Annotated in this window: 16 protein-coding genes and 1 pseudogene; 15 read left to right on the forward strand and 2 right to left on the reverse strand. The window is 54.1% G+C overall.

The annotated features are described in order from the left end of the window. The first annotated feature begins 187 nt into the window (after positions 1-187). The 7 genes from AC6I8W_RS24025 to AC6I8W_RS24055 are packed head-to-tail and all read left to right on the forward strand — an operon-like array spanning position 188 to position 7,148. On the forward strand, positions 188-1,177 hold the full coding sequence (locus AC6I8W_RS24025; protein WP_497839032.1) for an ABC transporter substrate-binding protein: 990 nt from the start codon (positions 188-190) through the stop codon (positions 1,175-1,177). Positions 1,178-1,194: 17 nt separating this feature from the next. Then, a complete protein-coding gene (locus AC6I8W_RS24030) occupies positions 1,195-2,040 on the forward strand; it encodes an ABC transporter permease (RefSeq protein ID WP_497839033.1) in 846 nt (281 codons plus the stop codon). Further along, the gene (locus AC6I8W_RS24035) at positions 2,040-2,801 is read left to right on the forward strand and encodes an ABC transporter ATP-binding protein (RefSeq protein ID WP_021185415.1); all 762 of its coding nucleotides are present in this window, start codon (positions 2,040-2,042) and stop codon (positions 2,799-2,801) included. Before AC6I8W_RS24030 ends, AC6I8W_RS24035 begins: the two co-directional genes overlap by 1 nt. Positions 2,802-2,816: 15 nt before the next feature. After that, the gene (gene hisD / locus AC6I8W_RS24040) at positions 2,817-4,145 is read left to right on the forward strand and encodes a histidinol dehydrogenase (RefSeq protein ID WP_497839034.1); all 1,329 of its coding nucleotides are present in this window, start codon (positions 2,817-2,819) and stop codon (positions 4,143-4,145) included. Beyond that, entirely contained in the window at positions 4,135-5,421 is a 1,287-nt protein-coding gene (locus AC6I8W_RS24045; protein WP_497839035.1) for a hypothetical protein, read from the forward strand. Before hisD ends, AC6I8W_RS24045 begins: the two co-directional genes overlap by 11 nt. 9 nt (positions 5,422-5,430) lie before the next feature. Beyond that, complete coding sequence (locus AC6I8W_RS24050) at positions 5,431-6,396, forward strand: zinc-dependent alcohol dehydrogenase (protein WP_497839036.1); 966 nt, start codon at positions 5,431-5,433, stop codon at positions 6,394-6,396. Continuing rightward, entirely contained in the window at positions 6,393-7,148 is a 756-nt protein-coding gene (locus AC6I8W_RS24055) for an SDR family NAD(P)-dependent oxidoreductase (protein WP_497839037.1), read from the forward strand. Before AC6I8W_RS24050 ends, AC6I8W_RS24055 begins: the two co-directional genes overlap by 4 nt. Here the strand turns inward: AC6I8W_RS24055 and AC6I8W_RS24060 are convergent. Beyond that, positions 7,089-8,273 (reverse strand): hypothetical protein, encoded by a 1,185-nt coding sequence (locus AC6I8W_RS24060; protein WP_497839038.1) that lies wholly within the window; start codon positions 8,271-8,273, stop codon positions 7,089-7,091. The two genes, AC6I8W_RS24055 and AC6I8W_RS24060, sit on opposite strands and share 60 nt — an antisense overlap. Before the next feature lie 491 nt (positions 8,274-8,764). On the opposite strand from AC6I8W_RS24060, the gene fimA reads away from it, so the two are divergent. The 8 genes and pseudogenes from fimA (at position 8,765) to AC6I8W_RS24100 (ending at position 16,682) form a co-directional block, all read left to right on the forward strand. Next, positions 8,765-9,316 carry a type 1 fimbrial major subunit FimA gene (gene fimA / locus AC6I8W_RS24065; protein ID WP_497839039.1) on the forward strand — a complete coding sequence of 184 codons (552 nt, stop codon included), beginning with the start codon at positions 8,765-8,767 and terminating at the stop codon, positions 9,314-9,316. Positions 9,317-9,391: 75 nt separating this feature from the next. Next, complete coding sequence (gene fimC, locus AC6I8W_RS24070) at positions 9,392-10,087, forward strand: type 1 fimbria chaperone FimC (RefSeq protein ID WP_497839083.1); 696 nt, start codon at positions 9,392-9,394, stop codon at positions 10,085-10,087. A 30-nt stretch (positions 10,088-10,117) separates the two neighbouring features. Further along, on the forward strand, positions 10,118-12,691 hold the full coding sequence (locus AC6I8W_RS24075; RefSeq protein WP_497839040.1) for a fimbrial biogenesis usher protein: 2,574 nt from the start codon (positions 10,118-10,120) through the stop codon (positions 12,689-12,691). Between the two features lie 14 nt (positions 12,692-12,705). Further along, entirely contained in the window at positions 12,706-13,710 is a 1,005-nt protein-coding gene (gene fimH / locus AC6I8W_RS24080; protein ID WP_497839041.1) for a type 1 fimbria D-mannose specific adhesin FimH, read from the forward strand. An 11-nt stretch (positions 13,711-13,721) separates the two neighbouring features. Next, entirely contained in the window at positions 13,722-14,243 is a 522-nt protein-coding gene (locus AC6I8W_RS24085) for a fimbrial protein (protein WP_497839042.1), read from the forward strand. 88 nt (positions 14,244-14,331) lie between these two features. After that, positions 14,332-14,877: a type IV toxin-antitoxin system AbiEi family antitoxin gene (gene abiEi / locus AC6I8W_RS24090; protein WP_497839043.1), complete on the forward strand. Its 546-nt coding sequence runs from the start codon at positions 14,332-14,334 to the stop codon at positions 14,875-14,877. A 294-nt stretch (positions 14,878-15,171) separates the two neighbouring features. Continuing rightward, positions 15,172-15,408 carry a hypothetical protein gene (locus AC6I8W_RS24095; RefSeq protein ID WP_084879151.1) on the forward strand — a complete coding sequence of 79 codons (237 nt, stop codon included), beginning with the start codon at positions 15,172-15,174 and terminating at the stop codon, positions 15,406-15,408. 75 nt (positions 15,409-15,483) lie between these two features. Next, positions 15,484-16,682: pseudogene (locus AC6I8W_RS24100) on the forward strand (IS3 family transposase). Positions 16,683-17,063: 381 nt separating this feature from the next. On the opposite strand, the gene AC6I8W_RS24105 reads toward AC6I8W_RS24100, so the two are convergent. Next, positions 17,064-18,062: a type IV toxin-antitoxin system AbiEi family antitoxin gene (locus tag AC6I8W_RS24105; RefSeq protein WP_497839044.1), complete on the reverse strand. Its 999-nt coding sequence runs from the start codon at positions 18,060-18,062 to the stop codon at positions 17,064-17,066. Positions 18,063-18,140 lie beyond the last annotated feature (78 nt).

Raw genomic sequence — 18,140 nt, forward strand, 5'->3', positions numbered from 1 at the left:
TTCCCCGTCCACCTGTTTGCTCTGACTGAAAACTGTGCAATGCTCTCCATTGGGGCGCAACTTTTGTGCAACATCTCGTGGTGGTCCTGCTGTAGCGGGCTGTAATCCTGGCACTTAATTTGCTTGCAGTTGTATATACATGCTCTGACAACAATCACCCTTAACTTTTTACCAGAAGGAAATCAGCATGCTATCTCTGCGTACGTTGAAAACGACCCTTGCGGCGGCCTGTTGTTTTGGTTTGATCGTCTCTGCCAGCAGCCTGGCAGCACCCGCACCGGAAGCAGGCACGTTAAAGATGGGGATTGAACCCTGGCTGGGTTATGGCCAATGGCATGTGGCCACGGCACACGACCTGTATAAGCAGCAGGGATTAGAAAAGGTTGAGGTGATTAACTTCGCGGAAGATAAGGATATTAACGCTGCGTTGGCGAGTGGTCAGATTGATGCCGCCAACATTGCCACCCACACCGCCATGGGCATGATATCAGCCGGATTGCCGGTCAAAGTGGTCCTGCTGCTGGACCGCAGCCAGACCGCCGATGCCATGTTGGTATCCAAAGACGTCACCTCGTTAAAAGATCTGAAAGGTAAGCAGGTGGCTTACGAAGAAGGAACCACCAGCGACATTCTGTTGCGTAGTGCGCTGGCCAAGGCGGGCCTGAAATACAGTGATATCAAACCGGTGCCGATGCCTGCTTCATCTGCCGGTAGCGCGCTGATCGCCAAACGTGTGCCAGTGGCGGTGACCTATGAACCCTATCTTTCGGTGGCGATGAAGGGGGATCCCAGCCTGAAAATGCTCTACAGCGGTGCATCCGATCCGGGGTTAATCAGCGACGTGCTGGTGGTACGCGATGACGTGATCAAAAACAAACCCGGCCAGATTGCCGCCCTGATTAAAACCTGGGATGCCGCCGTGGCACATTATCAGGCCAACACCCCGGCGGATCGCGCCATTATCGCTAAGGCGGTAGGCGCAAGCGTCGAGGATCTCAACACCGCGTTCGATGGCGTGAAATATTACACCCTGGCGGAGAATAAAGCGGTGCTGGGCGGCGAATATAGCACCACCACTTTCCCGCATGTCCTGAAAGCAGCCACCGAAGCCGGGATTATTACCCAACCGGTAACACCTGCGCAGGTGATTGACGCCAGCTTCGTTAACGCACAGTAATCCTCCCCGGAGGCGTAATGAGTTCTTTAAAACTGGATGCCGTCAACCGGCCATCTCGTCCGCGTCGACGTCGCTGGTCGCTGCTCACCATTGGCCGTGCCCCCTCGCGGGGGCAGTTTCTCAGCATCGCCATCGCGGTGTTTGCGTTGTTGCTGATCAGTTGGTGGCTGGCAACCCGTAACGGCACGATCCCGGCAATCTTTCTGCCGGGCCTTGATCAGGTCTGGCAACGCATGATGCGCCTGGCCACTGACGGCACCTTGTGGAGCGATGTGCAAAGCAGCCTGTACCGTATCGCGATTGCTTTTGTTATCTCTTCGCTGATGTCGATTGTGATCGGGGTGCTGGCTGGGTGTTATGGCCTGTTCAAAGCGATTTTTGAACCGCTGGTGGATTTTATCCGCTATATGCCGGTGGTGGCGTTTGTGCCGCTGACCATTCTGTGGACCGGCACCGACGATGTGCAAAAGTTTTTAGTGATTTGGATCGGCACCTTTTTCCAGCAGGTGTTAATGATGATGGATGCGGTGAAACGCGTGCCGGTGGATTTTATCGGTCTTGGCCGCACCCTGGGTATGCCTGACCGCAAAATCCTGCTGCGTATCGTGTTACCTGCCGCGCTGCCTGCCATCTGGGATGCATTACGTATCAGCCTGGGCTGGGCGTGGACCTGGCTGGTGCTGGCGGAGCTGGTGGCTTCTACCTCTGGCCTGGGCTATCGCATCGTGGTGTCCCAGCGCTACTTCCAGACCGACACCATTATCGGCTACATCCTGCTGCTGGGATTATTGGGCCTGATCACCGACCAACTGATGCGCGCGGCTGAACGCGTGTTATTCCGCTACAACCGGAGACGCTCCTGATGGCCACGCTGACCTTATCCAAACTGGAAAAAAGTTTCCCGCTGGGTAAAACCCAACGTCGGGTGCTGCACGGGATTGATTTAACCCTGAATGATAACGAATTTGTCTCCATTGTCGGTGCATCCGGCTGTGGCAAAAGCACCTTGTTGTCGATTGCCGCCGGGTTAGAGGAGTTTGAAGGCGGTGACGTGCTGGTGGACGGGCGCTCTATCACCGGGCCGGGGCTGGACCGCGGCGTAGTGTTTCAATCCTACACCTTGCTGCCGTGGTTAACCGCGCGGCAAAACATTGAGTTTGCCCTCAAGGCGGCAGGCACCCCGGCAAAGCAATGCCGTGAGATCGCCCAGCAACATCTCGAACTGGTACGGCTGGAAAATGCCGGTGATCGCTGGCCGGGCGAACTTTCCGGTGGCATGAAGCAGCGCGTCGCAATTGCGCGCGCGCTGTCGTATCGGCCGAAAATTTTGCTAATGGACGAACCCTTTGGCGCGCTGGATGCTATGACCCGCCATCAGATGCAGCAGCTGCTGATTGAAATCTGGGAAAAACATCGCCTGACGGTGATGTTTGTCACTCACGACATTGAAGAAGCGGTGTGGCTTTCTGATCGTATCGTGGTAATGGGACAGGGCGTCATTGACAGCACCTTCCCGGTGAATCTTCCCCGACCACGACACGAAGAAATGAGCCGCGATCCCGAGTTCATTGATTTGCAGCACCGGGTGTTGTCACGCATTCGTCAGCCCCTCGCGACCCACTGACTTAAGGAAACCACGATGTCCGTAACCTTTCATGATTTAACCCAGGCCGACACGCTGCCGGAAGCCCTGTTTCAACGTACCGAGTCCGATCTCTCTTTCTTTGCGGCGCGCGTCACGCCGATTATCGAGGCGGTAAAAAGCGAAGGGGATGCTGCACTGATCCGCTTCGCCCGCGAATTTGATGGTGTGCAACCCGAACATTTTTCTATTCGCGCTGAACCCGAGGAATTTGATGCCGCCTTTGCCCGCATGGACCCGGAGGTGATTGAGTCGATTCGTTTTTCGGTGGAGAACGTGCGTAAGTTTCACGAAGCGCAGAAGCCGGAAGAGATGTGGCTGAAGGAGATGCAGCCAGGCGTATTTGCCGGCGATCGTCATGTGCCCATCGATGCGGTCGCGTGCTACGTGCCCAGGGGTAAAGGTTCGTTCCCTAGTGTGCTGATCATGACCACCATTCCTGCGGTGGTGGCTGGCGTCCCCCGTCCGATCGTCATCACGCCGCCGGGACCGGATGGCAAGGTGGATGATGCTACGCTGGTCGCCGCTAAGTTGGTCGGCATCACCGAGATTTATAAATGTGGCGGCGCACAGGGCGTGGCGGCTGTGGCATACGGCACGGCCAGCGTACCGAAATGCCTGAAAATTGTCGGTCCCGGCAGCCCGTGGGTGGTGGCAGCAAAACGTCAGTTGACGCATCTGATTGATCCCGGCGTGCCCGCTGGCCCGAGCGAGAGCATCATCCTGGCGGACGACAGCGTTGACGGCGCACTGGCGGCATTGGATTTGTTGATTGAATCCGAACATGGCCCGGACTCTTCGGCGTATCTGGTGACGTCCAGCCGTCGCGTAGCGGAGCAGGCGATTGCCGCGCTGCCGGGTTACTGGGCGCAGCAGACAGAGAAACGCGCGGAATTTTCCCAGGCGGTGCTGTGCGGCACCCACGGCGGCGTGGTGCTGACCAAAGACTTTGCCACGGCGGTTGAGTTTGTGAATCAGTACGCGCCAGAGCATCTGGAAATTCTGGCACGTGAACCGATGGCGGTGATGACGCAAATCCGTAACGCCGGGGAAATCCTACTCGGGCAGCATACCCCGATCACCCTCGGTAACTTTGTACTCGGCCCGAATGCGGTGTTACCCACCAACGGCGCGGCGAAAACCGCCGGACCGCTGTCGGTGTTTGATTATATGAAACGCGTCTCGGTGGGGTATGTCACCTCGGCGGGTTATGATGCGCTGGCAACCAAAGCCCACCGTTTTGCGCTGTATGAAGGCTTTCCCGGCCATGCACTGGCGGTGTCCGATCTGCGTAAAACGCTGATGGGAGAAAAGGATGACGGCTGAATCAAAGCAACCGCTGGCGGCGCAGGCTCGTACCCTGGCACGGGCGGGTGACTGGCAGGGCGCACAACAGAAACTCACCCAGTTGATCACCGAAGTGACCGGCGCGCCAGCCAGTGATGTGGCGATCAACCGCGATCAATACAGCCTGAACTCGCTGAATGGTCTGGTCACGCTCGACGGCAGCCGCCGTCTGTTTTTTAAATATCACCATGAAGAGAGCGAAGAACACACCATTGAAGAGTACTACCGTGCCGAGCTGCTGCGTGAGCATGGTTTCGCGGTGGATGTGCCTTGTTATGCCTGCGGCGAGCCGGGACGGCAGATTTTGCTCTACACCCGGCGTGACGATCGGCGGTTGGCGGATGTCTGCCGCGAGATCGAAGCAGGGGAGGAACCGGCGTTGCAGGCCGCGGTGATTGATGCCCAGCAGCGCGCTGACCGCGATATTCTGCGCAAAACCTTGCCCACGCTGCAACGCGGCAGCGTGGATGAGGTGGTGGCGGAACCGATCCACCAATTGTTTTGGCACCGGCTGATTTCACCGGATGTACCGGCGGGACTCGGTGGGCGCGTCCAGCGTTTTTATGTCGACAAAGAATTTGCCCTGGCAGGCGAAACCCTGCCATGGCAAACCCTGAGTCAGTTGCAGTGGGAGATCAACGGCGTGCGCTATGGTCACAGCCTGCGCCAGCTGTTTCTCGAAGCCGGTCAACTGCTGGCCCCGGCCGCACTGGCGCAGCATGGCGTGGTGGTGGCGCATGGCGATGCGCACAACGCCAACGTGTGGTACGACACGCAGGGCACGCAACCGGAACTGATCAGCTTCGATCCCGCTTTTGCGGGCAGCAGCATCCCGGCGCTGTTGGCTGAAGTGAAAGCCACCTTCCATAACATCTTCGCCCATCCGTTGTGGCTGTATGAACCAGCGCAGGCTGACAGCCGTTATCACGCCGCGGTGGAGCGGCGTGGCGATACCTTGCATGTCACCCACGACTGGCAACTGACGCCGTTGCGTGCCGCGTTTCTCGCCAGCAAAGGGGAGAATTACTGGCGACCGCTGCTGGCGGCATTACGTGAAAAAGGCTGGCTGCCCGGCAACTGGCAGCGGGTGGTGCGCCTGGCGATGTTTTGTTGCCCGACGCTGGTGCTGGATCTGCGGGCGGGCGGCGGCAGCGGGCATACGCCGTTAACCTCCTCGCTGGGACTGGCGCTGGCGGTAATGCTGGGGAGTGAAGGGGATGATGATTTCAACCGCTGGATCAACCAACTGGTGTAAGGAGGTGACATGAAAGCCGTGCGGTTATCAGGTATTGAGCAGTTGAGTGTGGCAGACCTTCCCGCGCCGGTGCTGGCACCGGGGCAGGTGCATATTCGGGTACTGGCGGCGGGGATTTGTGGCTCCGATCTGCATAATTATCGCACCGGCAAATGGTTTGCTCATCTGCCGGTTACGCCGGGGCACGAGCTGATGGGCGAGGTGATCGCCTGCGCGCCGGACGTCAACGACTTCCGTCCCGGCGATCGGGTGGTGGCCGACTCCCGCGTCTGGTGTGGCACGTGTCCGGCCTGCGCCCGGCAACATTACAACCTGTGCGAGAAACTGGGTTTTGTCGGCGAGGTGTGTGACGGCGGCTTCGCCGAGCAGACCCTGCTACCTGCGCAGGGTTTGATGCGAGTGGCGGATGATCTGCCACCACAGATTGCGGTACTCAGCGAACCGCTTGGTGTGGCGTTGCGGGTGGTGAATCAATTGCAGCTTTCGCCAGGAGCGCGGGTGCGGGTGGCCGGTGGTGGCACCATCGGCGGGCTGGTGGCGTTGCTGCTGCACGAGGTGGCGCAATGTCAGGTGCAATTGGTTGAGCCGAATATAGAACGTTACCAGCGGCTGGCGAACCTGGTGCCGTTGCAGCCCGTTGGCCCGTTTGATTTTGCCGTGGAGGCGACCGGTATCAATGCGGTACTGAGTCAACTGGTGGAAGACATCAGCAGCGGCGGAAGGATTGCGCTGGTGGGCTTGTTCCATCATTCCGCTGATTTCGATATGAACCGCCTGGTGGAGCGAGAAATCATCCTGGTGGGGTGCAGCGTGTTTCGAGATGAACAACGTCAGGCGCTGACCCTGCTGCCACAGTTGGCAGATAAACTGGCGACGCTGGTTGCGCCCGCCATCCGCCTTGATGACGTGCCGGACATCTATCCACATTTGATTGCCGGGCGCAGCCCGTGGTTAAAAACGGTGATCACGCCATGAAAGGATTAGAACAGTTTTCGCTGAAAGGTAAACGCGCGCTGGTAACTGGCAGCTCGCGCGGCATTGGCTTTGCGCTGGCGTCAGGTCTGGCAGCGGCCGGGGCGCAGGTTACGCTCTGCGGACGCGATGTCAGCACGCTGGATACGGCGCTGATTGCGCTGCGCCAGATCGACCCACAAGCCGAAGCCTGGCCGCTGGATGTCTCGCAACCGCAGGCGATCCGTGATTTCTTTGCCCGCTTGCCGCCGTTTGATGTGGTGATCAACAACGCGGGTACTGAGCAACTGTGCCCGTCGCTTGATGTCGACGAAGCATTGTGGCAACGCATCGTCGATACCAACCTGAAAGGTGCGTTCTTCGTCGCCCAGGCGGCCGCGCGCGGCATGACCGGACGCGGTGGGGTGATCCTTAATCTGTGTTCGTTGACCAGCGAGGTGGGCGTGCCGGGTGCTGCCGCCTATGGCGCGTCGAAATCAGGGCTGGCAGGGTTAACCCGCACACTGGCAACTGAATGGGCGTCCCAGGGGATTCGGGTGAATGGTTTAGGGCCGGGCTACTTCAGCACCGATCTGACCGCTGAATTCTACCAGGACCGTGTATGGTGCGAAGCCATGTTGCAAAAAATCCCCCTTGGTCGCTTTGGTGAGCTGGATGATCTGATCGGCACGGCGGTGTTTCTCTGCTCCGATGCCTCAAGGTATCTCACCGGGCAGGTGATCTATGTCGATGGCGGTTATCTCGCGGCGATTTGAGGCCACCGGGTCGCTGTACACAAACAGCGAATAACCTCCCCCCAGCGTCGCGCCGATGGTCGCACTGTTAACCAGACTGTTGCCCTGAATGGCAAAGCTATTGGCGTAACCGGCGGTGAACAATGAGGTACGGCTGGCGTAGGCGGTGGTGAAGGTATCCAGCGCGCTTTGCCAGGTGGTTTCCTCCGGGGTACGCAGGTGGCATTCGATCTCTAATGCTGTTTCGCCGGTGAAATAGCCCGTGAGCAGGCGGTAGGTCATATGTTCTGTCGCTTCTCCGCCGCAATTGAAGAGAGTAGAAGCAACAACATTCGCGGTTACCGGACCGACCAGCGGTGTCAACAACTCAGCAACTTCCGCCATTAACAGGCTGACCGCCGTTTGGTTGACAGCATAAGCGCCTGCCGCGCTCGCCACCGCAGGCAGCGACGCGCGCGGTGTGACGTTGTCACTGAGTGGCAGGAAATACTGGATAACATCGCGTAGCGGCACATACACTAACACCGCAGAAATTAACGGGGCCGCGGCCGCTGACAGACCACCGCTGTAGATCAGTCCGGCCATCGATCCCCCTGCCAGCAGCATATTCCCCAGCCGCGCGCAAACATTCTGCGTCGTTTGCCTGCCCTGATAATAATCATACGCCAGCGCGCCGGTTTGCAGGACGAGGGGCAACGCGCCGCAGGCCAGAGCTACCGAGTTAAGCGCTGCTGGTGCACTGGCGGCTAACGGTGCCAGTGCTACGCGGCTTACCACCTCACGCGCGGCGGTTGGCACGCCGACCGAAGCGAGAGTACGCGCGGCAACGGTGCCAATATTGGTTAATGTTTGAAAAGAACGCGTTTGCGGCTGTTCCGGGGCTAACTCGGGCATATTTATCGCAATCGCATCACCGGTGATCGCCGTCATATCAATTGCCGTTGAAGCAAGCTGACCGGGTTTTGGCGCGGTGAATTGTGGCGGAGAAGAAAACGAACGCTGACGGGAAAGTGGCTGATGACCAGAGTGCGGTTTGACAAAGGTATTGGATACAAAGCTGAAGGCCCGCAGCCGATGGTCGCCGTTATTACCAGAGGCAGCAACCCCAGGAGAGTAAATGTTCTGGGAGCTGGTCGAAAGATTCATCAGATATCCCTTTTAGGACAAAAATAAATATACCTTGTTAAGGTAGAGTTAATTTAATGATTACGTCATACAAAAAACTTATTACGCAAGAAGAGGGAAGTAACTGGTGCGGTAGTACCTGATGTGGATTTGCGAAAGTAAACCAACCTCACTTTTTCATGAAAATGAATTCCCAGTCTGATAAATATCGTAATTAAATTCATTTTCTCATGATTATTTTGTTGTACCCCATTGTTTAATAGGCAATCGGAGGTATTTCATTAATATATCCCTAGGAAGATTCCTAATCCCAGCCCTACAATTCTCACATGTCGCTTGAGGATGAGCGGCTTGTTATTTGCTCACTTATTCATTGCGATACGCCATTAATCTGGTGCGGCGCAGGTTTATTACACAGGATGTGAAGAACAGAATAGGCGAGCAATGATGACTCCAATGGAATAATGAAGGATACATTATCCGGATGTGCGTTTTTACTATTAGGAATTGTGATGAAATTAACTAAAGTTGCTTCCACATTGGTGGCTGGCGTTGCTCTGATGAGCGGATCAGTACATGCAGCACCGGTTTCCGTTCCAGGCGGAACGGTGCATTTTGAAGGTCAACTGGTCAACGCAGCCTGTGCGGTCAGCACCCAGTCTGATAATCAGACGGTGCGATTAGGTCAGTACCGTACCGCTGCGTTTACCGCCGTGGGTGATACCGCTGCCCAGATCCCGTTCAGTATTGTGCTGACCAACTGCGATAACACCGTTGCGGCCACCGCTGCCGTGGCTTTCGCGGGACAAACTGATGCGACTGACCCGACACTGCTGGCCGTTAACTCTGGTGGTAATGGCATCACTGCCAGGGGTGTGGGTATCGAGATCCTTGATGTGACCTCAACAGCATTGACGCCGAATGGCGCGATGTTCTCCACCCCGCAGAACCTGATTAACGGTGAGAACACCCTACGCTTCTCCGCACGTTATAAAGCGACTGCCGCGACCACCACGGCAGGTCTGGCAAACGCCGATGCGACTTTCATAATGAAATACGAATAATCGCGCAATAAGGATTACCTGGCCTCAGGGAAGAGGCGATTTTCCATTGGTATTATTTGGATGATATTGGTTGTGATGAACATTTTATATAAATCCGCCACGGCGTTATTGCTTTCTTTAAGCATGATTTTTTCTCATGCGCAAGCCTCCGGCGGAATTGCGCTGGGTGCGACGCGGGTTATTTATCCCGCCGACGCTAAACAGATCTCACTCCCCATCACCAACAGTTCGTCAAAAGAACGGTTTTTAGTGAATTCCTGGGTTGAGAATGCGCGCGGCGAAAAAGACAAAAGTTTCGTGGTCACGCCGCCACTGTTTGTCAGCGAGCCACAGGGCGAGAATACGCTGCGCATTATGTATGTCGGCCAGCCGCTACCTGCGGATCGTGAATCCCTTTTCTGGATGAACGTGAAAGCCATCCCCGCCGTGGATAAAAAAAGCATCGAAGGTAAGAACGTGCTGCAACTGGCGATTCTCACCCGCATCAAGCTGTTTGTCCGGCCCGCGAATTTGTCTATGCAACCGAATGATGCGTTAAAACAGATCCGTTTCAGCCACGTCGGAAAAGAGCTGAAGATCATTAATCCCTCCCCATATTACGTTTCGCTGGTCAACCTGAAAGTGGCGAACGAAAAGCTGCCTAACACCATGGTGGCACCGAAAAGCAGTGCACAGGTGGCGGTGCCTGCGGGTGTGCAGGGAAGCGTCAGCTTTCAAACGGTGAATGACTATGGTGGGTTAACACCACCGGAAACAGGTGTGATGCAGTAACGGCATTTGCCAGGGAAGGAAAGCAGGAAAATGAAATGGACACCCGCTATGCGTAAAATTTTTACGCTCACGCCACTGGCGGCGACGCTATTGCCGGGCATTTGCTCTGCCGGGAGCTATTTTAATCCGGCATTTTTGTCGGACGATGTGGCAATGGTGGCCGATCTTGCGCGCTTCGAAACCGGCAGTCAGCAACCCGCTGGCATCTATCGCGTCGATATCTGGCGCAATGAGGAATTCATCGCCATCGAAGATCTGCGTTTCGACGCGGCAACACATAATGATGATGCGGCGGAAGCGGCGAAATCCGGCAGTCTGACGCCTTGTCTGGACGTTAACTGGCTGAAGCGTCTGGGTGTGAATATGCTGGCTTACCCGGATCTGGCGCAGTATAAACCGGGTGAATGTGTTCCCCTTAACGAAGCGATTCCGGGGGCGGTGACGCAATATGATTTTGCCCGTTTGCAGCTGAAAATCAGCCTGCCGCAGGCTTCCCTGCTGAACAGCGCACGCGGCTATATTCCGCCAGAACAGTGGGATGAGGGGATTCCGGCAGCGCTGCTCAATTACACCTTTTCCGGGAATCGCGGCACTTACGATGACAGCTACTATCTGAACCTGCAAAGCGGCCTGAACTACGGGCCGTGGCGGCTGCGTAACAATAGCGCATGGCGTTACACCAGCGGGACGGGCTTCCACGACAATAGCTGGGAGAATATCAGCACCTCGGTACAGCGCATCCTGGTCCCGCTAAAAAGTGAACTGGTGATGGGCGATAGCAATAGTGGTAGCGAAGTGTTCGACAGCCTGGGCTTTCGCGGTGCGCGCCTTTATTCCGTCGACAGTATGTACCCGGACAGCCAACAGGGCTATGCGCCCACGGTACGCGGTATCGCCCGCACCAATGCCAAACTGGTTATCCGCCAGAATGGTTATGTGATTTATCAGAGCTACGTTGCACCGGGTGCTTTCGCTATCAATGATCTGAACCCGACCTCATCAAGCGGTAACCTTGAAGTAACGGTCGAAGAGCGTGATGGCAGCCAGCAGCAATACAGCGTGCCTTATTCCACCGTGCCGCTGCTGCAACGCGAAGGACGGATTAAATACGACCTGGTGATGGGCGATTTCCGTAGCGGTAACAAACAACAGGATAACCCCTTCTTTACCCAGGGAACGCTGATTGGCGGTTTGTCCAATGGCTACACGGTTTACGGTGGAACGCAGCTGGCCGAGCGCTATCGTGCCGTCGCGTTGGGGGCCGGTAAAAACCTGAATGCCTGGGGTGCGATCTCAATGGATATCACCCATGCGCAGAGCAAGCTGGCCGATGACAGCGAACACCAGGGGCAGTCCCTGCGTTTTCTGTATGCCAAATCGTTGAACGACTATGGTACTAACTTCCAACTGCTTGGCTATCGCTATTCAACGCGAGGCTTTTTTAACCTCAATGATGTGGCTTACCGCAACATGGAGGGGTATGAGTATGCGCCACGGGAAGACGGGGTCAAGGCGGCGACCGGCTACCACAATCTGCGTTACAACAAAAAAGGGCGTTTTCAGGCCAATATTTCGCAGTCGCTGGGGGATTACGGTTCGCTGTATGCCTCCGGAAGTCAGCAATCCTACTGGGGAACCGATCAGACTAATAGCGGGTATCAGCTCGGTTATGCCAGCGGTTGGCGTGGGATCAGTTATTCGCTGTCATGGTCATGGAGCCAATCCCTTGGCATGGCAGACAATAATCGCATGGTGGCGTTCAACCTTTCTGTTCCATTCAGCGCGTTGTCAGGCAAGGGGCACTCACAGGATACGGTGCTGGATCGTGCTTATGCAACGACCGCAGTCAATCACAGCAGCGCGGGCAAAACCAGTTGGCAAAGCGGTGTTGGCGGCACGCTGCTGGACGATCGCAGCGTGAACTACCGTGTGACCCAAGGGCACAGCAGCGATAACGGCTATGCTGGCAGCGCTAACGCCAGTTGGCAAGGCTCAATGGGCAACCTGGGATTTGGCTACAACTATGGCGGCAATCAACGCGATTTCAACTGGCAAACCTCGGGCGGGGTAGTCGGGCACGCTGAGGGCGTGACACTCAGCCAATCGCTGGGCAACACCAACGTGTTGATTGCCGCGCCTGGCGCATCTGATGTTCGCGTGGAGAACCAAATCGGGGTGAAAACCGACTGGCGTGGTTATGCGGTAGTACCTAACGCGTCAGTCTATCGCTACAACCGTGTTGGGCTGGACATCAATTCGATGGATAACCAAACCGAGATTGAAAACAACGTCAGCAGCGTGGTGCCTACCGAAGGCGCGTTGGTGAGGGCCAGTTTTGACGCAAGAATCGGCGTGCGCGCCATTATCACCGTGCAACGTGGCGAACGCCCGGTGCCCTTTGGCTCCTCGGTGCGTGAAGAAGGCAGCGGGGTGACGAGCATGGCAGGCGATGAAGGGCAGGTATATCTGAGCGGTTTGCCGTTAAGCGGGAAGCTGCGGGTGCAGTGGGGTGAGGGTGAAAGTGCGCAATGCGTTGCTGACTACCAGTTGCCAGCGGATAGCCTGAAACAGACAGTGGTGATGGCGACGGCCAGCTGTAAATAGACCGGAAATTATTGATGAAATTAAAAAATTACTTAGCCGGGGCGATACTTCTGGCCTGCGCTGGGCCCGTCTCCGCCACCGTCTGTACCAATTCCTTAGGCGTAGCGCAAGATGTGCCTTTTGATCTCTCTCATGTGTTCAACAGCAGCAACAATGCCGAAGGGCAGATTGTTAACTTGCCGGAGACATCCGGCAGGGTGGGTGTGTATGCCATCTGCCCTCCAGGCACGGCTGGCAATACCACCCTGCGTAGCTATGTGACTGACCTGCCAATTGAGGAGACTGTCGGAAATTATCACTATCTGAAGTTAAATGAATATCTCAATGGTGCCATGAGTATTTATGATGACACAGTTGGAAGATTCTACCCGCCGGTAAATTATATCCAGATGGGGGGACATCCTTTTGTGTCGCAAAATACCGCGTTCCCGGTGACGGATTCCAGACTGTCGTTTCGGCTCAAGGTGACCCGGCGATTTGTAGATCGTGTGGTGATTCCTAAACAAGCGATGTTTCGGGTTTACGTCACTACAAGTAACGTCGATCCGCTCAGTAGCGTGGTCTACACCATCAGCTACGCTGGCGTAGTGGAAGTCCCGCAAAGTTGCGCCATCAACGCCGGCCAGGTCGTTGAGTTCGATTTTGGCGATATTTATACCATGCAGTTCGATCAGGTCGCAGCGGGGCAGACGCCAAAGCGGGTGAATCCGATAACAAAAGTGTTGGGTATTAAATGCAGCAATATGAATGCCCAAGCCTATCTTACGCTGCGGCTGGAAGCAGAAAGAAGCAGCGGCGATATACTGCTGTCGGATAACCGCGATGTAGGTTTTATCCTGACGCAGAATAACGGTACGCCGCTCACACCAAATAATCTGTCCAGCAAAATTCCCTTCCGACTTGATGATGCCGCAGAGGCTGAAGTGGTTCTTCGGGCGCAACCGGTTAGTGTCACCGGTAATACCCCCGCAGAAGGTCTGTTCAGTGCGAGGGGTTATCTACGCGTGGATTACGATTAATGGAACGGGTGATGAATAAAAAAAGTCTGACCAGATTGATGCTGGGCGCACTGTTGGTGACCACCCATGCCAGCGCGGATGTCGCGCTTGGCGAGATTAATATTACGCTCAAGGGGAAAATTATTCACTCAACCTGTGCCGTAGATATGGACTATGACAATCAAACCATCGATCTTGGTATTTGGCCAGTGCATCAATTACACTCGGCCGGCGCTACGACGCCGCAAAAAGATTTTGTTATAAGGCTCACCGGATGCCCACTGAATGTACCAACCTCGATTACTTTTACTGGTAACAGCGTCGGCAATGGCTTACTGGCACTGAATGACAGTAGTACCGCCACCAATGTGGCTGTGCAATTGCGAAATGAGGTGCATGTTCCTTTGCCTCTCGGTCAACCCGGAATGCAATGGATGCCACTTTCTGATGGCACAGTAGTGCATGGATTCTGGGCAAACCTTATCTCGCTGGCTGATAATGTGACTCCCGGACGGGCTGCTGCGGATGCGACTTTTACGCTTAATTATCATTAATGATTGAGTAGCTGGCTGTTGTTTCCTCGCTCATCTTATTAAGTCAGCGTGAATGACACTTTTTTGTGCTTTTCATGTAGATTTGTCAATGAACAGAATGGTTGCTATTGAGCGTTTAAATGCCTTCGGCAAGAACGGACGCTATGTCTTTACCACACGCGATCTGGCCAAAATTTTTCACGAAGATAGCCCGAGGGCATTCAATGCCGGGCTAAATCGTCTGGTGAAGGATGGCGTTCTTACCCGAGCCATTCGTGGCGTGTTTGTTTACAACCATGCCAGAAACAAAGATGCGTATACGCTTGAGCGCATTGTTTTAGCACTGCGCAGGGGAGAATATAATTATCTCAGCCTCGAATCAGCCCTGTCCGCCTATGGCATTATTTCTCAAATCCCAATTGACCGAATTACCGTGATGACCACGGGGCGCTCAGAAGAACATAAAACGCCATTCGGTGTCATTGAGTTCACCCACACAAAACGGTCGCCGGAGCAGATTTTAGAGGACACATATCTTGCCGACTCCCCGTTGCGCCAGGCGAAGCCGGGAGCCGCAGTAAGGGATTTACGCCGTGTCGGGCGCAATACGCATCTGATCAACGAGTCGGAGCTATATCATGAATCAAAGAGTTAACTTTGCCGAGCTGGTCAGTAGAGCCATGGAATCTTCTGAACTGGAGGGTATGCGTAACATCCGAGGTTTTCCAGAGAACGCTGGGACGAGCGGAGTTTACTGATTATTTGATCAACAGATTTAAAACGCTACTTAGCACATTGCAACAGGACTCTCAATGAATGTTGAACCTAAGCAGAGATGACCGGGTTCAGGCAAACCAGAGATGTCCGGCTGATGCTAATTAGTGCCTGTCAAATTACATTCTAATATGGAATGATTGGCAGATAAATTTGATTATTAAGGAAACAAACTTTGAGGCATGAACTCTGGGTCGAGCCTGATGGATGCCAGACCTTTTGTCTGAGAGGTGTCCACGGAAATGCCGCAAGATCATTATTAGAACCCGGCGCAGAACTTGTATGGGAAGTCGAGGCTGCCAGCCATTTTGAAGCAATGACGCTTTATTATAAATATATGGACTGGGGGCAATATATGACGTCTTTTCCTGAACAGGATTGTAAAACTTATGGCGAACTGGGTTGGGAATAAAGCCGCTTAAAAAGCCGGGTTTAAGTATCTTTCTGGGGGGTGCGGACGATTTCCTGGACCTTCGGGAGATAATTTATGCACTCATATGAGGATCGGATCCGGGCCGTGGAGCTTTACTTCAGGTATGGCAAAAGGCTGACAGTTGTTGTCAGAGAGTTGGGCTATCCATCCGTTAAACAGCTTTCCCGGTGGGTTCGAATTTATGAAGAGGCCGGTGACTTACCCAGGGAATTAAAGCCAAGAAAACGCTATTCACACGCACAGAAAGTCGCCGCGGTTGAGCATTATCTTACGCATGGTGGTTGCCTGGCCTTCACGCGTCGCGCCATTGGCTATCCCAGTAGCGAAGTGCTCAAGAGCTGGATCGAAGAGATTTATCCGGGACGACGCCCACTGATTATTCGTTCGAATACAAACAAATGCTTCAGCCCGGAGGAAAGAACGCAGGCCGTTCGCGAGCTCTGCACCCGACGTGGAACCGCCCTTAAAGTGGCACAAAAGATAGGTATAAGCGTTCCGGTCCTGTACAAATGGAAGAAAGACCTGATCGACGATGAGGCTTATCAATCCATGCGTAAACGTAAACCAGCTTCTCAGGATAAGCAGCAGGATGAACTGCGCGATGAAATAAAGCAGCTTAAACAGCAGGTTCATCAGCTACAGCTTGAGCGTGACATCCTGACAAAAGCGAATGAACTGATAAAAAAAGACATGGGCATCAGCGTCCTGACCCTGAAGAACAGGGAGAAGACCCGGCTCGTTGATGCCCTTAAGGAAATTTATCCCGTTGCTGAATTGCTCAGTGCTCTTCAGCTTGCCCGCAGTTGCTATTTTTATCACAAAGCAAGCCTGCGACTGCATGACAAGTACGCGAAGTGAGCTGGGCCATAGGGACACGTCCGGACGCAAAACTGGTAAATGCCATGCTCGATGATGCGATCGATACGCTTAGCGAAAATGAAAGGCCGGTGATACACAGTGACAGAGGAAGCCATTACCGATGGCCGGGCTGGCTGGATCGTATCAAGGGATCGGGTCTTATAAGGTCCATGTCACGCAAGGGTTGCTCGTCGGATAATGCGGCGTGCGAAGGCTTCTTCGGGCGGGTCAAAAATGAAATGTACTATGGCAGAAACTGGGCGGGCACATCGCTGGAAGATTTTATGTGCTTCCTGGACAGGTACATACGCTGGTATAACGAGAAGAGAATCAAAATATCATTAGGTGCGATGAGTCCGGTGAAGTACCGGGAGCATCTGGGGATCACAACATAGCAGTCCAGGAAAACATCCGCATCTCCCCGTACGACATTAGCGTTTTGGAGTAACAATGAAAGTGCGCATAACGTGAATTATGTTAAATAAGGTATCCGATTAACCCTGAAACCCACACCCCGCCCGTAGCGGCGCGATTTATCGCGCGGGTTTTCAGCACCGGTGCCAACGAAGCGCGATAAATCGCGCCGCTACGGAATGCACCAGACAGCGCTGCGCGAAAACTCCCCTTCAGGAGCACTTCGTTCAATATCTCGAGTCCGCCGCCCCATACTTCGGCCATACACGTTATGAATAAGGATCTCGCGTGCAGTAGCTCCCGCAATAAAATAGGCAATTTCCTGCTCTGCGCAGATACGATTAATACTGCGGAGTAGTTCCTCAGTAAGTGAAAAGAGTGGATTCGTTAAGGTTAAGATATTTGTCATTGATGATCCTTGCGACTTCCCGATCCCTGTCATCGCCGCTATCCAGTAGGTCAGCCAGGCATAACATCACATGAGCGCGAGAGGTTAATGTGAAATTTCCCCAGAAACTGGAGAACAGTTGAAAATCACCATCACGTGAAGGTTTTAGAGCCAACTCTTTACGACGCTGCAGTAAAGAATACGGCGTATATACGATTGCTGTTGCTGGCACCAGATATCCGTTGCTGAGATCTGCTGCTGCGAGTTCTCCCCCTGCGATTTCACCAGCAACCAACTTCAGGTGATCCAGTGTTTCTGGCACGGCCAACTTCAGGTGATCCAGTTTGGGTTTTAGTGAGCGGGCATAATCGGTGATCCATAGCGCGCATAGTTCGTCTTCGCCGATGAGCCGTCTGCCAGTTTTCGTTTTACGAAAATAACGCTGCTGCTCCAGGTAATCGAAGGCTTTACTGACCATGCCAAGCGAGATGCCTGCCATCTCAGCGAGTGTGCGATATGGTTTATCGATAACATCCTGACTGGATAGCAGAACAAAAAGCAGTTTCATTACCCCTTCAGGGAATCGTCCTGCCGCTAAAGGTGATTTCTTTTCTTTTTTACCCTCGATAAGTATATAGAGTCCTGGTAGCTGAATGTTGGCGTTTCCGGCGGCATCGATGTAGTTAATTTGGTTCTGTATACAGTATGCTACGAGCTTCTGCGTGAGCTGATTACAAATCAGTAACACGGGATGTTCCCTGCCGACTTTGTCGAACCGTACTTTTGTACGTTTGAGCGTTTCTATACGGTGGATATGCTTAACTTCCAGCACGAAGTCTACTCTTTCAGTATGCGGCGTAATGAGGGTCGCTGTGCCATCTGAACTGGCTTCACGCGGTGTCAGATTGTATTCCAGACTAAAACCGGCTGGAAGGCAGTCGATAGCATTAGAGATAAACTGTTCATTTTGCATGCGTTCATACCATATCAGTGTTCACGATTCATGAACAAATTAATTGTATGAACAAAGATGAACTTTTTCAATGCCTAT

It is taken from the genome of Pantoea sp. X-Soil-TKNS-1211, from assembly GCF_059730495.1.

Excerpts from the sequence above, each read along its gene's own strand:
- AC6I8W_RS24045 (WP_497839035.1), top strand. The coding sequence starts at position 4,135 with ATGACGGCTGAATCAAAGCAACCGCTGGCGGCGCAGGCTCGTACCCTG.
- fimH (WP_497839041.1), top strand. The coding sequence starts at position 12,706 with ATGAAATTAAAAAATTACTTAGCCGGGGCGATACTTCTGGCCTGCGCT.
- fimA (WP_497839039.1), top strand. The coding sequence starts at position 8,765 with ATGAAATTAACTAAAGTTGCTTCCACATTGGTGGCTGGCGTTGCTCTG.
- AC6I8W_RS24050 (WP_497839036.1), top strand. The coding sequence starts at position 5,431 with ATGAAAGCCGTGCGGTTATCAGGTATTGAGCAGTTGAGTGTGGCAGAC.
- AC6I8W_RS24055 (WP_497839037.1), top strand. The coding sequence starts at position 6,393 with ATGAAAGGATTAGAACAGTTTTCGCTGAAAGGTAAACGCGCGCTGGTA.
- AC6I8W_RS24025 (WP_497839032.1), top strand. The coding sequence starts at position 188 with ATGCTATCTCTGCGTACGTTGAAAACGACCCTTGCGGCGGCCTGTTGT.
- hisD (WP_497839034.1), top strand. The coding sequence starts at position 2,817 with ATGTCCGTAACCTTTCATGATTTAACCCAGGCCGACACGCTGCCGGAA.
- AC6I8W_RS24060 (WP_497839038.1), bottom strand. The coding sequence starts at position 8,273 with ATGAATCTTTCGACCAGCTCCCAGAACATTTACTCTCCTGGGGTTGCT.
- fimC (WP_497839083.1), top strand. The coding sequence starts at position 9,392 with ATGAACATTTTATATAAATCCGCCACGGCGTTATTGCTTTCTTTAAGC.
- AC6I8W_RS24030 (WP_497839033.1), top strand. The coding sequence starts at position 1,195 with ATGAGTTCTTTAAAACTGGATGCCGTCAACCGGCCATCTCGTCCGCGT.
- abiEi (WP_497839043.1), top strand. The coding sequence starts at position 14,332 with ATGAACAGAATGGTTGCTATTGAGCGTTTAAATGCCTTCGGCAAGAAC.
- AC6I8W_RS24105 (WP_497839044.1), bottom strand. The coding sequence starts at position 18,062 with ATGCAAAATGAACAGTTTATCTCTAATGCTATCGACTGCCTTCCAGCC.
- AC6I8W_RS24085 (WP_497839042.1), top strand. The coding sequence starts at position 13,722 with ATGAATAAAAAAAGTCTGACCAGATTGATGCTGGGCGCACTGTTGGTG.
- AC6I8W_RS24075 (WP_497839040.1), top strand. The coding sequence starts at position 10,118 with ATGAAATGGACACCCGCTATGCGTAAAATTTTTACGCTCACGCCACTG.
- AC6I8W_RS24035 (WP_021185415.1), top strand. The coding sequence starts at position 2,040 with ATGGCCACGCTGACCTTATCCAAACTGGAAAAAAGTTTCCCGCTGGGT.